At 60.6% G+C, this 19,202-nt stretch carries 18 protein-coding genes and 1 pseudogene; 7 read left to right on the top strand and 12 right to left on the bottom strand.

The window, feature by feature from the left end:
- Window positions 1-23: 23 nt before the first annotated feature.
- A complete protein-coding gene (uvrA, locus tag AB4N47_RS26150) occupies window positions 24-2,858 on the bottom strand; it encodes an excinuclease ABC subunit UvrA (protein ID WP_016772948.1) in 2,835 nt (944 codons plus the stop codon).
- Between the two features lie 191 nt (window positions 2,859-3,049).
- Between uvrA and AB4N47_RS26155 the strand changes: the two genes are divergently transcribed.
- The 4 genes and pseudogenes from AB4N47_RS26155 (at window position 3,050) to AB4N47_RS26170 (ending at window position 6,429) form a co-directional block, all read left to right on the top strand.
- On the top strand, window positions 3,050-4,447 hold the full coding sequence (locus AB4N47_RS26155) for an MFS transporter (protein WP_341639289.1): 1,398 nt from the start codon (window positions 3,050-3,052) through the stop codon (window positions 4,445-4,447).
- A 9-nt stretch (window positions 4,448-4,456) separates the two neighbouring features.
- Window positions 4,457-4,975, top strand: coding sequence for a single-stranded DNA-binding protein (locus tag AB4N47_RS26160; RefSeq protein ID WP_003228709.1), 519 nt, complete (start codon window positions 4,457-4,459; stop codon window positions 4,973-4,975).
- 303 nt (window positions 4,976-5,278) lie between these two features.
- Window positions 5,279-5,497, top strand: a pseudogene (locus AB4N47_RS26165) (acyltransferase family protein); the annotation flags it as partial.
- Between the two features lie 20 nt (window positions 5,498-5,517).
- Window positions 5,518-6,429, top strand: coding sequence for an acyltransferase family protein (locus tag AB4N47_RS26170; protein WP_460154380.1), 912 nt, complete (start codon window positions 5,518-5,520; stop codon window positions 6,427-6,429).
- A 54-nt stretch (window positions 6,430-6,483) separates the two neighbouring features.
- Here the strand turns inward: AB4N47_RS26170 and AB4N47_RS26175 are convergent, their stop codons facing one another.
- The 7 genes from AB4N47_RS26175 to AB4N47_RS26205 form a co-directional block, all read right to left on the bottom strand.
- A complete protein-coding gene (locus AB4N47_RS26175) occupies window positions 6,484-7,641 on the bottom strand; it encodes a glutathionylspermidine synthase family protein (RefSeq protein WP_313870642.1) in 1,158 nt (385 codons plus the stop codon).
- A gap of 1 nt (window position 7,642) precedes the next feature.
- The gene (locus AB4N47_RS26180) at window positions 7,643-8,338 is read right to left on the bottom strand and encodes a DUF1190 domain-containing protein (protein ID WP_341639288.1); all 696 of its coding nucleotides are present in this window, start codon (window positions 8,336-8,338) and stop codon (window positions 7,643-7,645) included.
- A gap of 18 nt (window positions 8,339-8,356) precedes the next feature.
- Window positions 8,357-8,782: a DUF350 domain-containing protein gene (locus AB4N47_RS26185; RefSeq protein WP_016772952.1), complete on the bottom strand. Its 426-nt coding sequence runs from the start codon at window positions 8,780-8,782 to the stop codon at window positions 8,357-8,359.
- Window positions 8,783-8,797: 15 nt separating this feature from the next.
- The gene (locus tag AB4N47_RS26190) at window positions 8,798-9,448 is read right to left on the bottom strand and encodes a DUF2491 family protein (RefSeq protein ID WP_110646975.1); all 651 of its coding nucleotides are present in this window, start codon (window positions 9,446-9,448) and stop codon (window positions 8,798-8,800) included.
- 210 nt (window positions 9,449-9,658) lie between these two features.
- Window positions 9,659-10,357, bottom strand: a complete 699-nt coding sequence (locus AB4N47_RS26195) for a PspA/IM30 family protein (RefSeq protein WP_016772954.1) — start codon at window positions 10,355-10,357, stop codon at window positions 9,659-9,661.
- A gap of 17 nt (window positions 10,358-10,374) precedes the next feature.
- Window positions 10,375-10,956 carry a YjfI family protein gene (locus tag AB4N47_RS26200; protein ID WP_225914461.1) on the bottom strand — a complete coding sequence of 194 codons (582 nt, stop codon included), beginning with the start codon at window positions 10,954-10,956 and terminating at the stop codon, window positions 10,375-10,377.
- 230 nt (window positions 10,957-11,186) lie between these two features.
- Window positions 11,187-11,741, bottom strand: a complete 555-nt coding sequence (locus AB4N47_RS26205) for a cysteine hydrolase family protein (protein WP_341639287.1) — start codon at window positions 11,739-11,741, stop codon at window positions 11,187-11,189.
- A gap of 101 nt (window positions 11,742-11,842) precedes the next feature.
- Between AB4N47_RS26205 and AB4N47_RS26210 the strand changes: the two genes are divergently transcribed.
- The 3 genes from AB4N47_RS26210 (at window position 11,843) to AB4N47_RS26220 (ending at window position 14,981) form a co-directional block, all read left to right on the top strand.
- On the top strand, window positions 11,843-12,844 hold the full coding sequence (locus tag AB4N47_RS26210) for a GlxA family transcriptional regulator (RefSeq protein ID WP_341639286.1): 1,002 nt from the start codon (window positions 11,843-11,845) through the stop codon (window positions 12,842-12,844).
- Window positions 12,845-13,123: 279 nt separating this feature from the next.
- Window positions 13,124-14,233, top strand: coding sequence for a DUF3182 family protein (locus tag AB4N47_RS26215; protein ID WP_341639285.1), 1,110 nt, complete (start codon window positions 13,124-13,126; stop codon window positions 14,231-14,233).
- A complete protein-coding gene (locus AB4N47_RS26220) occupies window positions 14,223-14,981 on the top strand; it encodes an alpha/beta hydrolase family protein (RefSeq protein ID WP_016772959.1) in 759 nt (252 codons plus the stop codon). Before AB4N47_RS26215 ends, AB4N47_RS26220 begins: the two co-directional genes overlap by 11 nt.
- Before the next feature lie 96 nt (window positions 14,982-15,077).
- On the opposite strand, the gene AB4N47_RS26225 is transcribed toward AB4N47_RS26220, so the two are convergent.
- The 4 genes from AB4N47_RS26225 to AB4N47_RS26240 are packed head-to-tail and all read right to left on the bottom strand — an operon-like array spanning window position 15,078 to window position 19,052.
- Window positions 15,078-16,064 carry a lysylphosphatidylglycerol synthase domain-containing protein gene (locus tag AB4N47_RS26225; protein ID WP_341639284.1) on the bottom strand — a complete coding sequence of 329 codons (987 nt, stop codon included), beginning with the start codon at window positions 16,062-16,064 and terminating at the stop codon, window positions 15,078-15,080.
- Window positions 16,061-17,335 carry a cardiolipin synthase ClsB gene (gene clsB, locus AB4N47_RS26230; RefSeq protein ID WP_341639283.1) on the bottom strand — a complete coding sequence of 425 codons (1,275 nt, stop codon included), beginning with the start codon at window positions 17,333-17,335 and terminating at the stop codon, window positions 16,061-16,063. The genes AB4N47_RS26225 and clsB overlap by 4 nt, the downstream gene beginning before the upstream one ends.
- Window positions 17,332-18,129 (bottom strand): endonuclease/exonuclease/phosphatase family protein, encoded by a 798-nt coding sequence (locus AB4N47_RS26235; protein WP_341639282.1) that lies wholly within the window; start codon window positions 18,127-18,129, stop codon window positions 17,332-17,334. Before AB4N47_RS26235 ends, clsB begins: the two co-directional genes overlap by 4 nt.
- Window positions 18,126-19,052 carry a DUF72 domain-containing protein gene (locus AB4N47_RS26240; protein WP_341639281.1) on the bottom strand — a complete coding sequence of 309 codons (927 nt, stop codon included), beginning with the start codon at window positions 19,050-19,052 and terminating at the stop codon, window positions 18,126-18,128. Before AB4N47_RS26240 ends, AB4N47_RS26235 begins: the two co-directional genes overlap by 4 nt.
- Window positions 19,053-19,202 lie beyond the last annotated feature (150 nt).

Raw genomic sequence — 19,202 nt, forward strand, 5'->3', positions numbered from 1 at the left:
AGGGGCTTTTTCATGCCTGGCAGTTAAGCCCGGTCACGGATCAGCAGTGGCTTGAGGTAATGGCCGGTGTGAGATTGCTTCATCTCGGCAACTTCCTCCGGCGTACCGGTGGCAATGATCTGACCGCCCTTGGAACCGCCTTCAGGACCGAGGTCCACCAGCCAGTCAGCGGTCTTGATCACATCGAGGTTGTGCTCGATGACCACCACAGTGTTGCCGTGGTCGCGCAGGCGATGCAGGACGTCGAGCAATTGCTGAATATCGGCGAAGTGCAAGCCGGTGGTTGGCTCATCGAGGATATACAGGGTTTTGCCCGTATCGCGCTTGGACAGCTCGCGCGACAACTTGACCCGCTGTGCTTCACCGCCGGACAGGGTCGTCGCCGACTGCCCGAGCTTGATGTAGGACAGGCCGACATCCATCAGCGTTTGCAGCTTGCGCGCCAGTGCCGGCACCGCATCGAAGAACTCCCGAGCTTCCTCGATGGTCATTTCGAGGGTCTCGTGGATGCTCTTGCCCTTGTATTTGATCTCAAGGGTTTCGCGGTTGTAGCGCTTGCTCTTGCACACATCGCAGGGCACGTAGATGTCCGGCAGGAAGTGCATTTCCACCTTGATCAGGCCATCACCCTGGCACGCTTCGCAGCGACCGCCCTTGACGTTGAACGAGAAACGCCCCGGGCCGTAACCCCGCGAGCGCGACTCGGGCACGCCGGCAAACAGTTCGCGGATCGGCGTGAACAACCCGGTGTAGGTCGCCGGGTTGGAACGCGGCGTACGGCCAATCGGGCTCTGGTCGATATCGACGACTTTATCGAGATGTTCCAGACCTTTGATGCTGTCATGCGCGGCCGCTTCCAGCGTGGTCGCGCCATTGAGCGCCGTGGCGCTGAGCGGGAACAGCGTGTTGTTGATCAGTGTCGATTTACCCGAACCGGATACGCCAGTCACGCAAGTCAGCAGACCGATCGGGATGTCCAGATCGACATTGCGCAGATTGTTGCCACGCGCACCTTTGAGCGACAGATTCAGCTTCTTGTTGCGCGGCGTGCGTTTGGCCGGCACTTCGATCTTCACCCGGCCGGACAGGTATTTGCCGGTCAGCGAATCCGGGTGCGCCATGACTTCATCCGGCGTGCCTTCGGCAACGATCCGCCCGCCGTGCACACCTGCGCCAGGACCGATATCGACGACATAGTCAGCCAGACGAATCGCGTCTTCATCATGCTCGACCACGATTACCGTGTTGCCGATATCGCGCAAATGCTTGAGCGTACCGAGCAGCCGATCGTTGTCGCGCTGATGCAGACCAATGGACGGTTCATCGAGGATATAAAGAACGCCGACCAGACCGGCGCCAATCTGGCTGGCCAGACGAATCCGTTGCGCCTCGCCACCGGACAATGTGTCGGCACTGCGATCCAGCGACAGATAGTCGAGGCCGACGTTGACCAGAAATTGCAGACGCTCGCGGATTTCCTTGAGGATCTTGTCGGCGATCTCGCCACGCCGACCGGTCATCTTCAGCGCGCCGAAATATTCACAGGCATCGCCGATCGGCAGATTGGTCACTGCCGGCAGGGTTTTCTCACCGACCCAGACGTGCCGCGCTTCACGGCGCAGACGCGTGCCACGGCAATCCGGGCAGGCCTGATGGCTGAGGAACTTGGCCAGCTCTTCGCGCACGCTCGCCGATTCGGTTTCGCGATAGCGACGCTCAAGATTCGGCACGATGCCCTCGAAAGGGTGCGAGCGTTTGACGATGTCGCCACGGTCGTTCAGGTATTTGAAGTCGACGTTCTGCGAGCCGCTGCCGTGCAGGATGAACTTCTGCTGCTCGGCGCTCAGCTCGTTGAAGGGCTTGTCCAGGCTGAACTTGTAGTGCGAGGCGAGTGAGCCGAGCATCTGGAAGTAATAGACGTTGCGCCTGTCCCAGCCGCGTATTGCACCTTCGGCCAGGGTCAGCTCGCCATTGACCAGACGCTTGATGTCGAAGAACTGCTTCACACCCAGGCCGTCACAGGTCGGGCAGGCGCCGGCCGGGTTGTTGAAGGAAAACAGCTTGGGTTCCAGTTCGCTGATCGCATGGCCGCAGATCGGGCAGGCGAAGCGTGCGGAGAAGATCATTTCTTCGCCCGGCTCGTCGTCCATCGGCGCGACCAGGGCAATGCCGTCGGCCAGCTTCAGCGCGGTTTCGAAGGATTCGGCCAGACGTTGCTGCAGATCGGCGCGGACCTTGAAGCGATCGACGATCACATCGATCGAATGCTTCTTCTGTTTATCCAGCTTCGGCAGCTCGTCGAGCTCGCAAATGCGTCCGTTGACCCGGGCGCGGACGAAACCTTGCGCACGCAATTCTTCGAAGACCGACAGGTGTTCGCCCTTGCGCTCGCGGATCACCGGCGCCAGCAGCATCAGTTTGCTGCCTTCCGGCTGCGCCAGCACCAGATCGACCATCTGGCTGACGGTCTGCGCCTCCAGTGGAATGTCGTGATCCGGGCAACGCGGCGTACCGACGCGGGCGTAGAGCAAGCGCAGGTAGTCGTAGATTTCGGTGATGGTGCCGACCGTGGAACGCGGGTTGTGCGAGGTCGACTTCTGTTCGATGGAGATCGCCGGCGAGAGGCCTTCGATGGTGTCGACGTCGGGTTTTTCCATCATCGACAGGAATTGCCGGGCATAGGCCGACAGCGATTCGACATAGCGGCGCTGCCCTTCGGCATACAGCGTGTCGAACGCCAGGGACGACTTGCCGGATCCGGACAGGCCGGTGATGACGATCAGTTTGTCCCGTGGCAGGGTCAGGTCGATGTTCTTCAGGTTGTGGGTACGGGCCCCACGTATCAGGATCTTGTCCAAAGTGGCCTCGCTTGGCGGGCGTCGAAAACGTAGGAGTATACGGGCAAATACTGGATGGATGCACACTATCAAACGAAGGGCGTTTTGCCGTTCATGAAGAGAGTTTCATCTATACGCGTCATAGCGTCGCGATATACCCCGTCTTCCGATGGGACTGGTAGAATCGCCGCCGGTTCACACGAGGTTTTTCCATGCACGATCCCCACAGCGAACGCATGAGTGGCAGCGAGACCCGCGCGGCGAGCGGTCTGGCCCTGGTGTTCGCCTTCCGTATGCTTGGCATGTTCATGGTGTTGCCGGTGCTGGCGACCTATGGCATGGATCTGGCGGGAGCGACCCCGGCCCTGATCGGGCTGGCGATTGGCGCTTACGGTCTGACCCAGGCAATTTTCCAGATTCCGTTCGGGATCATTTCCGACCGCATCGGTCGCCGGCCGGTGATCTACCTCGGCCTGATCGTCTTCGCTCTCGGCAGTGTTCTGGCTTCCCAGGCCGATTCGATCTGGGGTGTGATCGCCGGGCGGATCCTGCAAGGCGCCGGGGCGATTTCCGCAGCGGTGATGGCGCTGCTTTCCGACCTGACCCGCGAGCAGCATCGGACCAAAGCCATGGCGATGATCGGCATGACCATCGGCCTGTCGTTCGCCGTGGCCATGGTGGTCGGGCCGTTATTGACCAGTGGGTTCGGGCTGTCCGGGCTGTTCCTCGCCACTGGCGCCATGGCGCTGGTCGGCATCCTGATCATCATGTTCATGGTGCCGCAATCCACCGGGCCGTTGCAGCACCGGGAATCCGGCGTGGCCCGGCAGGCGCTGATGCCGACTCTCAAGCACCCGGACCTGCTGCGCCTGGATCTGGGCATCTTTGTGTTACATGCCATGTTGATGTCGAGCTTCGTCGCCCTGCCGCTGGCACTGGTGGAAAAAGCCGGTCTGCCCAAGGAACAGCACTGGTGGGTCTACCTCACCGCGTTGCTGATTTCGTTCTTCGCCATGATCCCATTCATTATCTACGGCGAGAAGAAACGCAAAATGAAACGAGTTTTGCTCGGCGCCGTCATGACATTGATGCTGACTGAACTATTCTTCTGGCAGTTCGGCGACAGCCTGCGCGCTCTGGTGATCGGTACGGTGGTGTTTTTCACCGCGTTCAATCTGCTCGAGGCATCGTTGCCGTCGCTGATCAGCAAGGTTTCACCGGCAGGCGGCAAGGGCACGGCCATGGGCGTGTACTCCACCAGCCAGTTCCTCGGTTCGGCACTCGGCGGGATACTCGGCGGCTGGTTGTTCCAGCATGGCGGTCTGTCGGTTGTGTTCCTCGGATGCGCCGCGCTGGCTGCACTTTGGCTGGCCTTTGCTGTTACCATGCGCGAACCTCCCTACGTGACGAGCCTGCGCTTGCCGTTGTCGCCCGAAGCGATCCGCGAAGCGGGTCTGGTCGAGCGCCTCAAGGCCCTGGTAGGGGTAACAGATGCAGTGATAGTCGCCGAAGAGGCGGCTGTTTACATCAAACTGGACAAAGAATTAGTGGATCGCAGCACCCTCGAACGCCTGGTCAACAACCCGGCCGGGGCTGCGTGCGACGCTTAGGAGAACGTTATGGCCCGTGGGGTTAACAAAGTCATATTGGTCGGCACTTGCGGCCAGGATCCCGAAGTTCGCTACCTGCCTAACGGTAATGCCGTGACCAACCTGAGTCTGGCCACCAGCGAACAATGGACCGACAAGCAGACCGGTCAGAAGGTCGAGAAGACCGAGTGGCATCGTGTGTCGATGTTCGGCAAGGTGGCCGAGATTGCCGGTGAATACCTGCGCAAGGGGTCGCAGGTCTACATCGAAGGCAAGTTGCAGACCCGCGAGTGGGAAAAGGACGGCATCAAGCGTTACACCACTGAAATCGTGGTCGACATGCAAGGCACCATGCAACTGCTCGGCGGCCGTCCACAACAGGGCGACCAGCAAGGCGGTGGCAACAACTACCAGCAGCAGGCGCCACGTCAGCAGGCTCCACGCCCGCAGCAGTCGGCTCCACAGCAGCGTTCGGCTCCGGCGCCTCAGCAGGCCGCGCCGCAACCGGCTCCGGATTTCGACAGCTTCGATGACGATATTCCGTTCTGAAACTGATCGCTTCCAGACAAAGCCCTCGCAATTGCGAGGGCTTTGTCGTTTTGCAGGGGCATGGATGAAAAGAATGCCCGGCAACTGACCAATGAGTCGGGTTGGACATCCGGAAAGTTTTTTGCACGGAGGCTTGAAGGCCGTCGCGGACCGCTCCATGATCGCTCTCGAGGAATGCCAACTCAGTTCATTCCCGCAGCGTTTTCAGGCGCTATGAAGCCTGTCTCCCCATAAGAACAAGAGAATTTCATGAGCACTCGCAAGAACAAGGAAATCGAGTATTTGCGCGGGGCGGCCATTCTCATGACGGTCCTGACCCACCTCCCTCAATTGTTGCCGTTCCATGACTCGTCCTTGTTGAGCCTGTTCAACGTGTACTCCCCATGGACCGGGGTGGATTTGTTCTTCTGTATTTCAGGCTACGTCGTCAGCAAGGCGTATCTCGACTATTTCGATAGCCACCGTGAGCAGAACAGATTCGGATTGGCCGCGACGTCGTTCTGGATCCGGCGGGCTTATCGCCTCTTGCCCACAGCATGGTTGTGGGTGCTGATACCGTTGGCGTTTTCAATTTTTTCAACGAGTCGAATGCGTTTCAGTCGTGGTTTTACAACCTGCGCAGTTTTACTGCTGTGGCTACGTTCACTGGCAACCTGGCCAATCAGTACGGTTTGTTGCTTGGCCCGAACTCGGTGTACTGGAGTCTGGCGCTGGAGGAGCAGTTCTACCTCATCTTCCCGCTTTTTCTGCTACTGGTGACATCGGCGCGCTGGCGGGTGATTATTCTGCTTGCCTTGATCGCCCTGCAGTTCGGCTTTGATCGCAATGGTTTTGCGGCGCCCCCGGCACCGATGCTGTTCTCCTTCAGGCTCGATGCGATGATGTGGGGCATCGTGCTTTGCCTGTTCTCCCGCACTTCGCTTTATAAAGACATCGAGCCGGTTGCGCTCGGTGCCAGTATCTTCAAGCGTTTGGCGACCACGCTGTTTTTGCTGTATCTGTTGGGTGCCATCGCAGGGCAGATGATCGCGGTGCCGATTGCTGTTGGTCTGGTCGCGATGACGGCCGTGGTCATTGTCTGGCTCGCCAGTTACCAGAAGGGCTACATCTACTGTCCTTCTGTTTTCCAGAGCCTGTTCGAATGGTTGGGTTCACGGTCTTACGCTTTGTACGTTGTGCACATATTCGCCTACCACCTGAGTACCGAGATCTGGACGCGGATTGCGTCCACTAGCGGCGCGACGCTGGGGGCCGGGCACACGATCGAACTGTTGCTCACTGCGTTGCTGATCATGGTGGTGTGCAGCGAACTGAATTACCGATTCGTTGAAACACCACTGCGTCGCCGTGGCGCTGAAATAGCCCGACGCAGAATGGCAAGAGTGTCGACGGATGAACCGTCCAGAGACGAGGTTCCGATACGGAATGGGTCACGAACAACCGAAGTGTCTTAACTGGGATGAAAAGCCGTAGCGCGCCAACGCTATGGCTTTTTCATGTCTGGCAGTTCAGTCGAGAATGAGATGCGGCAGGAAGCGACTTGAATCCTTGGTGATCAGACTATTGTCCTCGCGCACACCAATCCCCGCCGCCTCATCACCAATCACCCACGAGCCAATCAGCGTGTAGCTGTCGCCAAACTTCGGCAGCGGCGCGAACTCCTGCAAGATGAACGGCGCATCGGTGTAAGGCCCGTCCTCTTTGACGATCAGACCTTCCGCTGTTTGCAGTTCGATGTTGGCGCCTTCGCGGGAAAAGTACGGCTTGCGCACCCAGCCCTTTGGCACGGCACTTTGCGGATTCGGATCAAGGTGCGCAGCGAGCAGATTCGGATGTCCCTTGTGCAATTCCCACAGCAGCGGCAGCGCACCTTTGTTGGACAGGATCGCCTTCCACGCCGGTTCGAAAAACTGCGTATCGCACTCGGCGATTGCCGCGCCGAACGGTTCGTGGAAGATGAACTCCCAGGCGTGCAGCTTGAACAGGTGCGGGATCCAGCGATCCTGCAGATCGACGAAACGACCCTCAGCCGTCAGGCCGATGTCTTCGATATCGATGTGGCGTGATTCGATGCCGACCTTTTCCGCGATCAGCCGCAGATAGTCGGTGGTGCCTTTGTCCTCGACCGAGTCCTTCATCGAGGCAAAGTAGAACGGCCGCTTCAACTGCAATTCGGCGAAGGCCTGATGCAGCTTGGTGTCGATGCTGTTGAACTGGTCGGCATGCCGGGGCAAGGTGCCGCGTTCGATGCATTGCTCCAGCCAGCCCCACTGAAACGCCGCCGCTTCATAGAGGCTGGTCGGCGTGTCGTAGTTGAGCTCCAACAGTTTCGCCGGCCCGTTGCCGCTGTAGGAAAAGTCCATGCGACCGTACAGATGCGGATGACCCTCGCGCCAGGAGGTGCGGATCATGTCGTAGTACGCCGCCGGGATGCTGAGGCGATCGAGCAACTCCTCGCTGTTGACCACGCGATCCACTAGGTCCATGCACATCTCATGCAGTTCGGTGGTCGGGTCTTCCAGATCGTTTTCGATTTGCGCGAGGCTGAACTGGTAGTAGGCGCTTTCGTCCCAGTACGGTTCGTCGTCGATGGTGTGGAACAGGAAACCGAGGCTTTCGGCGGTGTGTTTCCAGTCGGGGCGCTCGGCGCAGTGGATCTTTTTCATGTCAGCTGCTCGAGCGTCCGGAACTGCTGCCCCAGCCACCCCAACCGCTGCGGGCGCTGGACTGACTGCCGAAGCCGCCGCGCGAAGTCGACGACGCAACGTTCACCGGTTTGCTCTTGCTGCTCTCGTAATCCGACTGGCTGCGCGAGGTTGTGTCAGCTCGGCGGTACTGCGTTGAGGTGTTGTACGGCTGGCGCGTTTCGCGATCACGGTAAACGGTGCGTTCGGCGTTGTTGCTCATTGCGTTGCCGATCAGCCAGCCGGTCAGCCAGCCATTGCCGCCGCCACCTGAGCCACCGGAATAGTGCGAGCCGCCGTGGCTGGCGCTGCTGCTGGTGTCGCCCGCCGGCATTTGCGAATTGGCGATGGCATCGAGATCTTGCGGCGTCTCGGCATTGCCCGGCACTTTGAAGCCGCCAAGTTTCGGCACGAAACGGCCATCGGAATTTTTCTGACACCAGCCAGCGGCAAAGTCTGCGTCGCACTTGGCCTTGTCGTTGTAGGGCGGGGCGATGCGCCGATGTTCGTTCAGGGCGGCGACGTAGGCGCTGGAGCAGAGATCGGCGGCCACTTCGGCATCGATACACTGTTCAACGCTCTGGAAATTGCGCGGCTGATCCAGCGCCGCTGCTTCACCGGAAATCGCCATCGCCACCGACGCGGCGAGGGACAACTGCACGTATTTGCTGCGTTTCATCGAGAGGCTTCCTGCCGGTCAGTGGGACGGGGTCATGCACGCGGCATTGAGCATGCCGACGCTGATCGCCACGGCCGCCACATAGATGCCGGCGGCGACTTCGCCGTTGGCGATGCGCTGGGACGTGCCCTTGAGCACCAGCCCGGTCGCAACGAACGCCAACAGCTGCACGACGGCGGCGATGACCGCCCAGAGGACAAAGTCGAGCACGTTGACCGAGTAGGCGATCACGTTGCTCGCCGGAATGGCGAAACCGATGATCGCCCCGGAGAGGGCAATGGCGGCGGCAGTGTTGCCGGCACGGATCAGTTCGAATTCCTTGTGCGCGGTAATGCGCGTGTAGACGAATTGAAACAGCATGAACAGCAACACGGCGCCGATCAGGTAGACGACAAAACCGACCAGCGCGGTTTTGTTCAGGGAAACGGCCAAGACTTCCAGCATTAAAAACTTCCTTTTTTAAATGGCGCTCAAATCAGTCGTGTACAGCGAGATGCCCAGCGAGGTGCTCAGGCTGACGGTGCCTTCTTCGTCCTGTTCGACGGAGAACAGCAGCAGTTCGCGGCGATCGGTCAGGCCGGTGTCGCGGGCATACAGCATGGCGTGGTGCTTGATGGTGTAGGACTCGTCCGGGTTGACCACGTGTTCGGTCATTGGCACCAGTTCGGTCTGATGCAGTTCGGTGCCCCATTCGCGGGTGTATTCAACACCGTCGTGGTTGTAGGTCGGCAGACCGATCAGGCTGTTGGGGCCGGCCAGACGCTGCAGTTCGGCGTCACTGTTGACCGTTACATAGCTGAGGTAATTGAACAGGGTGACCGACTCGACCTGATCGTCGCCGGTGACGTGGATCTGCACCCAGAAATCCTCGTCGTTCATGTAGTAGCGGTGCAGCTTGTTGGACTGGCCGAGATCGACCCAGCCGGCGCTCCACACGGCTTGATCGAATGGCACCCGCACCGAAGTCGAGCCTTCCAGCAGCAATGCCAGGGTCGTGTCGAAGCGCACGCCTTTGCCTTGTGCCATGCCCAGCGGGCCGCTGGCGCCGGTGCTCGTTGGCGCAGCGGTCTGCCAATTGCTGGTGCCGAGCAAGTCTTTAAACCATCCCATGGGTACGTTCCTTGAAGCGGGTGGAGGTGTTCGGGGGTGAAAAAGTGGCGGTAGTGTAACGGGCGAAGCGGTGAACGAGCAGAGGCAATTACGCCGTGAAACCATGTGGGAGCGAGCCTGCTCGCGAATGGGTTGTGTCAGTCACTCGATTATTTGACTGTCACGACGCTTTCGCGAGCAGGCTCGCTCCCACAAGTTACCGTTCAGTCATTACTGCGCGGACTTCTGCTTCAGCCGCTCAAGGATCGCATTGGCGCTGCCTTCGTTCGGCGTGATGCCGGCGTCGCGCAGTTTGCGTTCCAGGTCGTTGCCGGTAGAGGCGTCGGCCAGTTCGTCTGCGGCGTTCAGTTCGGCAGCACGTTGCTGCTGCTTGGCTTGCAGGCGGTTCAGGGTGCCGACTGCGGTTTCCAGTTTGCCGTTGGCGCCGCCGCTGGCAATCGAGGCGCTGACCTGGGCTTTCTGCACGCTGTCGCGGGCCTTGGCCATGTCCACTTGCTGGCGCAGGCTCTTGATTCGCGATTCGGCTTTGCTGATGTCTTTGCGCATGTTGTCGGCGTAGGCGCCGAATTCATCGCTGAGTTTCTTCTCGGCAGCAAGGTCGTTGGTCAGGGTCGAAATCGCTTCGGCCACTTCCAGCGCCAGGTCTTCACGGCCGGCATTCAACGCGGCTACAGCCTTGGCTTCGAGGTCCTTGATCTTGGCGTCGTATTCGCTGACGCGGTCGGCGGCCAGTTTGTGCTTGGCCATGATCGTCACCAGTTCGCGGCGGGCATTGGACAGCGCGGTGTCGGCGTCGCGGATTTCCTGATCAAGGATGCGCAGGGCCTGCTGGTCGGCGATGGCTTCGCCGACTTCATTGGCGCCGCCGCGCAGTGCGGTGAACAACTTGCTCCAGATGGACTGAGTCATTGGATATTCCCTGTTGATTACTTGAAGAAGTGTTCGAAGGCTTCGCTGGCGCGCTGCACGTTGTCGACCAGGGTTTTCACCTCGGTGACCACGTTGGTCAGGCTCGAGTCGGCGCTGAGGGCGCCGAACATGTTGTAGACGGTCTGCCCGTTCGGCATCGATTCGATTCCGATCGACGACAGCGGGAACATCTCGCGGCTGCGCAGCACGGCATCGTTGAACGCCTGGACGTTGCTGATCGAATCGATGTCCACCAGCACGGTGTCGACAATGATCTGCTGGCCGGCCAGGGCGATGTGAATCGGCAGGCCGCCGAATTCGTTCATTTCCAGCTTGATGCTCGGTTCGGAGCTCTGGATCAGGGACAGCGAAATCTCTTGGGAAGCCACCTCGTCCAGCGCCTTGAGGGCATTGAAGAGGCTGTCGATGGTCCAGTTGTTGCCTGCGCTCATGTATTTCTCCGACATGAAAGAGCCAGCCAGAATCGGTTGGCGTAGCTGTTGCTCCATTTGCTTGAGCAAGCTTCGGTTTTCCGGAAGCACCCAAGTTTCGTGTTTCACATAACCGGCGGCGGCCAGGCCTGCGCGCATCTGCTTCATGTAGAAGCTCGACGGTTTTTTCGCTGACGTCTTGCCACGCTCGCCCTTGGGGCTGGCTGCGGCAGGCGTAGGAGTGCGGCTTGTCATGGCTGGAATCCGGTTATGAGCGTCTCACGCGTGGGCCACACTACAACCAATGCAAAGTGCCATCAATGACTCACGCGTGAGATTTTCATGACAGACGCAAAAAGGCCCGCAACGGGGCGGGCCAGGGGATTGCGCAGTTGTTGCTAGGCGTTGCTGCCCAGGAACTGCTCAGTCGATACCACGCTGGCATAGGCGAAACCCAGCGCCGCCATGAATGCTGCGTGCACGTGGGCGGCCGGCACCGTCAGGCCGTTGAATTCCAGATCACGGCTGGCGCAGGCATCGTGAACCACCGTGACCGCATACCCCATGTCCGCCGCCGCGCGGGTGATGCCATCGACGCACATATGGCTCATGCTGCCGACCACCACCAAGTCGGTGATGCCGTGTTCGTCGAGCACCGCTTTCAGTTCGGTTTCACGGAACGAGTTGACGAAGTGCTTGAGCACCACCGGCTCGTCGGCGCGGTTGAGCACTTTCGGATGCAGTTTCGCGCCTTCGGAGCCGGGAGTGAAAAACGGCGCGTCTTCGGAGGTGAATTCATGCCGAATGTGGACCACCGGATCGCCCGTTTCGCGAAAGGCTGCGATCAGCCGTGCGGCGTTATCGGCAGCGGCGTCGGCGCCGACCAGCGGCCACTTGCCTTGGGGGAAGTAGTCGTTCTGGATATCGACTACGATGAGCGCTTGCTTGGCCATGGGATTGTCCTCGAGACGGTGATTGGGTGTGGCCTCAGTATTGACACTGGCCGAGGATTCGAGGATTGGCCGCACCGACAATAGACGGGGGAAAACTGACAATGGCTGCACAAAGAGCCGCCACCGCTGAACTGGGCGTGCTGATTTACCCCGGCGCGCAACTGGCGGCGGTGCACGGTCTGACCGATCTGTTCGCCGTGGCCAACCGCATCGCTGCCGAGTATCAGGCTGTGCAATTGCCCGTGCTGCGGGTCACTCACTGGCAGGTCGAGGGCGAGCAGTTGCCGGCGCGGGTCTATGACAGTCATCCGGGCGGTGAGGACGCTTTGCTCGCCGTGCTGATTCCGCCGTCCCTTGGCGGGTTCGATGCGGCGCAGATGACCGCGAGTCTCGCGCAATGGCTGCGCGATCAGCATGCGCGCGGCGCAACCCTTGGTGGTGTTTGTGTGGGCTCGTTGATGCTCGCTGAAAGCGGCTTGCTCGACGGTCGCAGTGCCACCACCCACTGGACCTCGGCCCAGGCGTTTGCCGAGCGTTACCCGAAGATCAAACTGAAGGCCGACACGCCGATTGTCGACGACGGTGACCTGATCACCACGGCGGGGCTGATGGCCTGGTCGGAACTGGGACTTCGCCTGGTCGATCGCTTGCTCGGCCCGAGCATCGCCACCGCGACCGCGCGTTTTCTGGTGATGGAACACAGCGACAGCGCCAGTGAATGCGGGAGCAATTTCGCGCCGATCCTCAGCCATGGCGACGCGTCGATTCTCAAGGTTCAGCACTGGCTGCAAAGCACCGGGGCGACGGATGTTTCGCTGAACGCGATGGCCGAGCGCGCGGGCCTTGAAGAACGCACTTTCCTGCGCCGATTCCGCGCCGCTACAGGCTTGAAACCGACCGAGTATTGCCAGCACCTGCGGGTTGGCAAAGCGCGAGAAATGCTCGAGTTCACCAATGGCACGATCGACCACATTGCCTGGACGGTGGGCTATCAGGATCCGGGCGCGTTTCGCGCGATTTTCAAGAAGATTACCGGGTTGGGGCCGAGTGAGTACCGGGGGCGGTTTGGTGTGAACCCCGCTCCCAGAGCGACGATGAACTAATGTGGGAGCGAGCCTGCTCGCGAAGGCGCTGGATCCACAGAATTGTAGTCGGCTGACACTACGCTTTCGCGAGCAGGCTCGCTCCCACAATGATCGCGGCGAGGATGAGAGATCGTGCAATTTGCCGGAGTTTTGCCCGCTGTCGTGCAGTTTGAAACAGGCGTGATGCCAGCACAGTCACGGCAAACTCCCGATTATCGGGCGGTTCGGGGGGATCGTTGATTGGCCTGATCTCTGCAATTTCCTTTGAGAACCCATCGACTGATAAAAGGGGAACGCATGACCCCGACACCCAGCAAAAAAATTGTCGTGGCCCATTCGGTGCGTGCCGAGGCGCCGCAACATGAAGTCGAGACCAACAAGGCTCTGGCGCGCTGGTTGGCGCAGATTCTCGGTTGCAAGTTCGGCGGCAGTTACGACCCGGCCAAACATTCGGGCCGCGACCTCTATCTGCTGCCGACACAAACCATCGTCGGCGCGGCCCACGCGCAAGCACTTGGCATCAACGGCCCCGATGACTTGTGGGGCGGTTACGTCGAATACGATTTCATCTGCACCAAAGCCATCAGCCACGGTTTGCGCAGTCATCTGGCGCAGGCGCCGCAGGGCTGGTCGCCGCTGTTTTCGGAACGGGTGCGCAACGTTGTGCTCGACGGTCTCAGCGTATTCGCCCTGGAAGATGCACGGCCCGCCGCCGAACATTTGCTGTACGCCGGGCCGATTCGCTTGAAGCCGATTCACGCTTGCGCCGGGCGCGGTCAGGAAGTGATCAAAAGCCTCGACGCGTTCGATGAGATCCTCGTGCGGCCCGAGTCGCAAAGCCTGTTCAGGGACGGCGTAGTGCTGGAGCAGGACTTGAGCAACGTCGTCACCCACAGCGTCGGCCAGTCGTTCATCGGCGGCAAAGTGTTGAGCTACTGTGGTGATCAATACTTGACCGAGGACGGCCAGGGCGAAGAGGTCTACGGCGGTTCGACTCTGCTGGTGGTGCAAGGGGGCTATGACCAATTGCTCGTGCTGGATCTGCCTGATGATGTGCGTCTGGCCATCGAGCAGGCGCAGGTCTTCGACAGTGCCGCCAACGAAGCCTACCCGCGCTTCTTCGCCTCGCGGCGCAATTACGATATCGCCCAAGGCCTCGACGCCAGCGGCAACCCGCGCAGCGGCGTGCTCGAACAATCCTGGCGCATGGGCGGTGCCAGCAGCGCCGAAGTGGCGGCGCTGCAAAGCTTCGTCAACGATCCACAGATGCGCGCGATTCGCGTGTCGTCGGTGGAAACCTATACCGATCAGGCGCTGCCGGCGGACGCCATCGAGGTCTATCGCGGACCGGCGGAAAACAGCGCATTTCTTCTCAAATATGTGACGGTCCAATCCTATGACGGCTAGAAGCGAAAGCATTCAAATCGACATTGATGACGAACAGATGAGTGGGACCTTTCTCAGTCCCAAATCGAAGGTCCCGGGGGTGTTGTTTGTGCACGGTTGGGGCGGCAGTCAGGAACGTGATCTGGAACGGGCCAAAGGCATCGCCGGCCTGGGTTGCGTATGCCTGACTTTCGACCTGCGCGGGCACACCGGCGGCACCGGAATCCCGCTGACCCGGGTGACCCGTGAAGACAATCTGCGTGATTTGCTGGCGGCCTACGATCGCTTGCTGGCGCACCCGGCCCTCGACACTTCGGCGATCGCCGTGGTCGGCACCAGTTATGGCGGCTATCTGGCCTCGATCCTGACCTCATTGCGCCCGGTGCGCTGGCTGGCGCTGCGCGTGCCGGCGCTTTACCGCGACGAGCAATGGCACACGCCCAAACGCGATCTGGACAAGGCCGACCTGCGCGATTATCGCGGCACGCTGGTGCGCGCCGACAGCAATCGCGCCCTGCATGCCTGCTCGCAATTCACGGGTGACGTGCTGTTGGTGGAATCGGAAACCGACGATTTCGTGCCCCACGCGACGATCATGAGTTACCGCGCCGCCTGTCAGCAGACTCACTCGTTGACCCACCGGATCATCGATGGCGCGGATCACGCGTTGAGTGACCCGGTGTCGCAGCAGGCCTACACCTCGATTCTGGTGGACTGGATTACCGAGATGGTGGTGGGGGAGCGGTTGAGCATTATCCAATCCAGATGATCTGTCGCGTGTACCGGCCCCTTCGCGAGCAGGCTCGCTCCCACAGTTTGTGGAAGCGAGCCTGCTCGCGAAAGGGCCATCAGCAGCAATGCATGGTCAGGAAGGTTTCTTCTCGATGCGCAACGCCTTGGCCTTGGCTTCCACCACCAGATACATCACCACCGTAATCAACAGCGGCAGCAGAAAATAGATCGCCCGATACGCCAGCAATCCCGCGACCAGACTGCCGCGCGATGCCTCGTGCTGCAGCAGGGCCACAAACACAGCTTCCAGCACACCCAGCCCCGCCGGAATGTGCGTGATCACCCCGGCAATCGCGCTGATCAACAGCACGCCGAGCACCAGCGGATAATCCAGTTTGCTTGGCAGCAGAGTGAAGATCACCGCCGCCATCAGCGACCAGTTCAACGCGCCCAAAAGCAACTGCAGCACCGCCATGCGCAGCGACGGCAAATTGATTTCCACGCCGCGTATCGACCACTCGCGGCGCTTGGAAAACTGACACGCCGCCAGATAACCGGCGCTGACCAGCAGCAATAACACACCGACCAGTTGCAAGGCCGAACTGCTGAGCTTCCAGCCCGGCGGCATCGTCACCAGACCGCTGCTGAACACTACGCCGGCGATGGTCATGTAGCCGAACCAGTTGGTCGCCAGGCTCAGGCCGAGAATCTTGGCAATGTTGCCTTTGCTTACGCCCAGCCGCGAATACAGGCGATAGCGCATGGCGATGCCGCCGACCCAGGCGCTGAGATTGAGGTTGAAGGCGTAGCTGATGATGCCCACCGGCAGGATCTGCTTCCAGGTCAGGTCCTGACGAATGTAGGTGCGGCCGATCAGGTCGAAACTGGCGTACACCAGAAAACTCAGCAGGGTCAGGCTGGCGGCGATGATCAGCGTGCGCACCTTGAAATCGGCAAGGGTTTCCAACACCTCGGTCCATTCGATGCGGGTGGCGAACATCGTCAGCAGGACGATCAGCGCGAGGAAAAACAGGATGGTCAGCGGGCGTTTCCAGCGGCTCCATTTTGACGGCGCCGCTTGTGCCGAATGGCTATCGGAGTGCACTTCGGAATGACTCATGGACGCGCACCTCGGAAAGGCTTCAGACGCGGTTTATGCGCCGGCAGCCAACCGGCCATGGCCGGGAAGTGCCGCAGGAAGTGGAACACCAGAAAGCCCACGGTCATGTGCCAGATGCGCCCACGCGGCAACAGTTTGGCGTCCATGGCCTTGCAGTGGTTCTGGCTGAGGTCTTCGAGGCGTTCGTACAGGTGCTGATTGAATGCGCGGTCGCGGATCAGCACGTTGGCTTCCAGATTCAGCGACAGGCTCAGCGGGTCGAGATTGCTCGAGCCCACGGTGCTCCAGTCATCATCGACCAGCGCGACCTTGCCGTGCAGCGGGCGCTGGCAGTATTCGTGGATCTGCACGCCGGCACGCAGCAGATAATCGTAGGTCATGCGCGCCGCCAGTTTGGCTACGAGCATGTCCGGCTGGCCCTGCAGGATCAGCCGCACCTCGACGCCACGGCGGGCGGCGTTGCGGATTTCGCGCAGCAAACGGTAGCCGGGAAAGAAGTAGGCGTTGGCGATGATCACCCGGCGCTTGGCCTTGCGCAGCACCTGCAAATACACGTCTTCGATATCGGTGTTGTGTTGATCGTTATCGCGGAACACCAGGCGCACCTGGCCGTCGTGGTCGGTGAAGGCCATTTCCTCCAGACGCTGGCGCCGGCGCTGCCACCAGAACCGCGCGCGCCCGGGGCGACCGCTTTGCAGCAGGGCGAAGTGATGGATATCGGCGACCACCGGGCCCTGGATCTCCACCGAGTAATCCTGCTTGGCTTCAGGGCCGAAATCGGCCAGGTGATCGCCGGAAAAATTGATCCCGCCAATGAACGCGATCAAACCATCGACCACCACGATCTTGCGGTGCAAGCGGCGGAACCAGTTGGTGCGAATGCCGAGGTGCTTGGGCGCCGGATCGAAGATCTGCAGGTGCACGCCGGCATCGCTCAAGGCCGACAGATAGCTGGTGCTCAGCTCGCCACAGCCGAAGCCGTCGAGGCTGACCGTGGTGCGCACGCCGCGCTGGGCGGCTTCGATGAGGATTTGCTGCAACTCGGCGCCGACCTTGTCTTCGAAAACGATGAAGGTCTCCAGCAGAATCTCGCTCTTGGCTGCGCGCATCGCTTCGAACACGCGGGGGAAATATTCCTCGCCGTTCTCCAGCAGCTCTACGCGGTTGTTGCTGTGCCATTGATACTCGACGTCAACGTGGCCGGGCTCGCGCACCGGCGGGTTCAGCGGGACCGGGTCGACGGCAGATTTTTCCAGTGGCGCACTGTTCATAGTTCAATCTCCACCGATAACGGTGCGTGGTCGGAAAGGTGTGACCAGGGCCGGTTGGTCAATACTTTTGGCCGGCTGGCCTTGAGGTTGCGTACGTAGATGCGGTCGAGTCGTAGCGCTGGCAGCCGCGCGGGAAAACTGCGCGCCGGCTTGCCGTACTGCTCGGCGAACACTTCGCGCAGGCCAGAGGGCTTGAGCTGCGCATCGGCACGCTGGCGCCAGTCATTGAAATCTCCAGCGACGATCACCGGGGCATCGGCGGGCAATTCGGCGAGACGTTGCATCAGCAGATCCAGTTGCGCGTTGCGGTGGCTCTCGCGCAGGCCCAGATGCACGCAGATCGCGTGCACTTCGGTGCCGTCGCCAGGCAGGCGCAGCACGCAATGCAACAGGCCGCGGTTCTCATGGCCGCTGATCGACACATCGAGGTTGTCGTGGCGGATGATCTGGAATTTCGACAGCAGCGCATTGCCGTGATCGCCCGCCGGATACACCGCGTTGCGCCCGTAGGCGAATTGCGGCCAGAGGCTGTCGGCGAGAAATTCGTATTGCGGCATCGTCGGCCAGTTGTCGTAGCGTTTCGGATGCTGCTCGTGCGTGCCGTGGACTTCCTGCAGAAACACCACGTCGGCGGCGACACTGCGCACCGCTTCACGCAGCTCCGGCAGAATGAAACGCCGGTTCAGTGCGGTGAAGCCCTTGTGGGTGTTGACGGTCAGTACGGTGAAGGTGCGCACCGAGGGCGCAACCACGGAGCCTTCGTCGGTAAAACCGACCGGTTCGGGAATGCTCATGACAGAACTCCTTCTGCGGCAACTTGCCCGGGAGTCGTGGCGAGGTCTTTATCGAGGTCGAAGCGCTGCAACAGGTTGCGTGCGTCGTAGGGCGCGCGGACTTTGATGTCGTTGTCGAAGTAGCAGAACACTTCGCGGGATTTGCGCGCGCGGGGCTTCAGGCGTGGCGCTATCAGGTGGGCGTTCTCTGGCTGTTTACCGTGGTGCCAGGCGTCGATGCGCTCGGCCCAGCGCTTGAGCGCTTGTTCGGAATAACCGCTGGCGTAGAGTTCTTCGGCGCCGTGCAGGCGCAGATAGACGAAGTCGCTGGTGAGGTCTTCGCGGTACGGCCATTTGCCGGCGGTATCGGCGACGACAAGTGCGGTGTTGTGGCGCTTGAGCAGGCGCACGAACTCAGGGTCGATAAAGCTCTCGTGACGGATTTCCACAGCATGGCGCAGCGGCTTTTTGCGCCAGGCTTTGACGCTGGCGTGGCCGGGCAGATGGGAATCGTGCTGGCGGGCGAGGGCGGCTGCGGCTTGGGTGTCGTGGGGCAGTTGCGCGAGAAACTGGTCGAAGCGCTCGGCGTCGAATTTGAAGTTTGGCGGAAACTGCCAGAGGATCGGCCCGAGTTTTTCCTTCAGCTCCAGCACGCCCGAGGCAAAGAAATTCGCCAGCGGTTTTTCGATTTCGCGCAAGCGGCGCACGTGGGTGATGAAGCGCGGCGCCTTGACGCTGAAGACGAAGTCATCAGGGGTTTCGGCGTACCACTGGGCGTAACGTTCGGGGCGTTGCAGGGCGTAGAACGATCCGTTGATTTCAATGCTGTTGACCGCGCGGGAGGCGAACTGCAATTCGCGCTTCTGCGCCAGTCCCTTCGGGTAGAAATCCCCGCGCCACGGGGCGTAGCGCCAGCCTGAAATACCGATGTGAATCGTCGCCATCCCATCCTCCCGTAGAAAGTCCTCGTGTTGCCGATGTTCTGTGATGACTGCGGCGGGGGCGGGAAAGTTTCGGTGGTGTTACGGACGGTCGCGGGTGAAGCGAAGATCAAGAGCTTACCCCCTCACCCCAACCCTCTCCCCCAAGGGGGC

It is taken from the genome of Pseudomonas sp. S3_G06, from assembly GCF_054667565.1.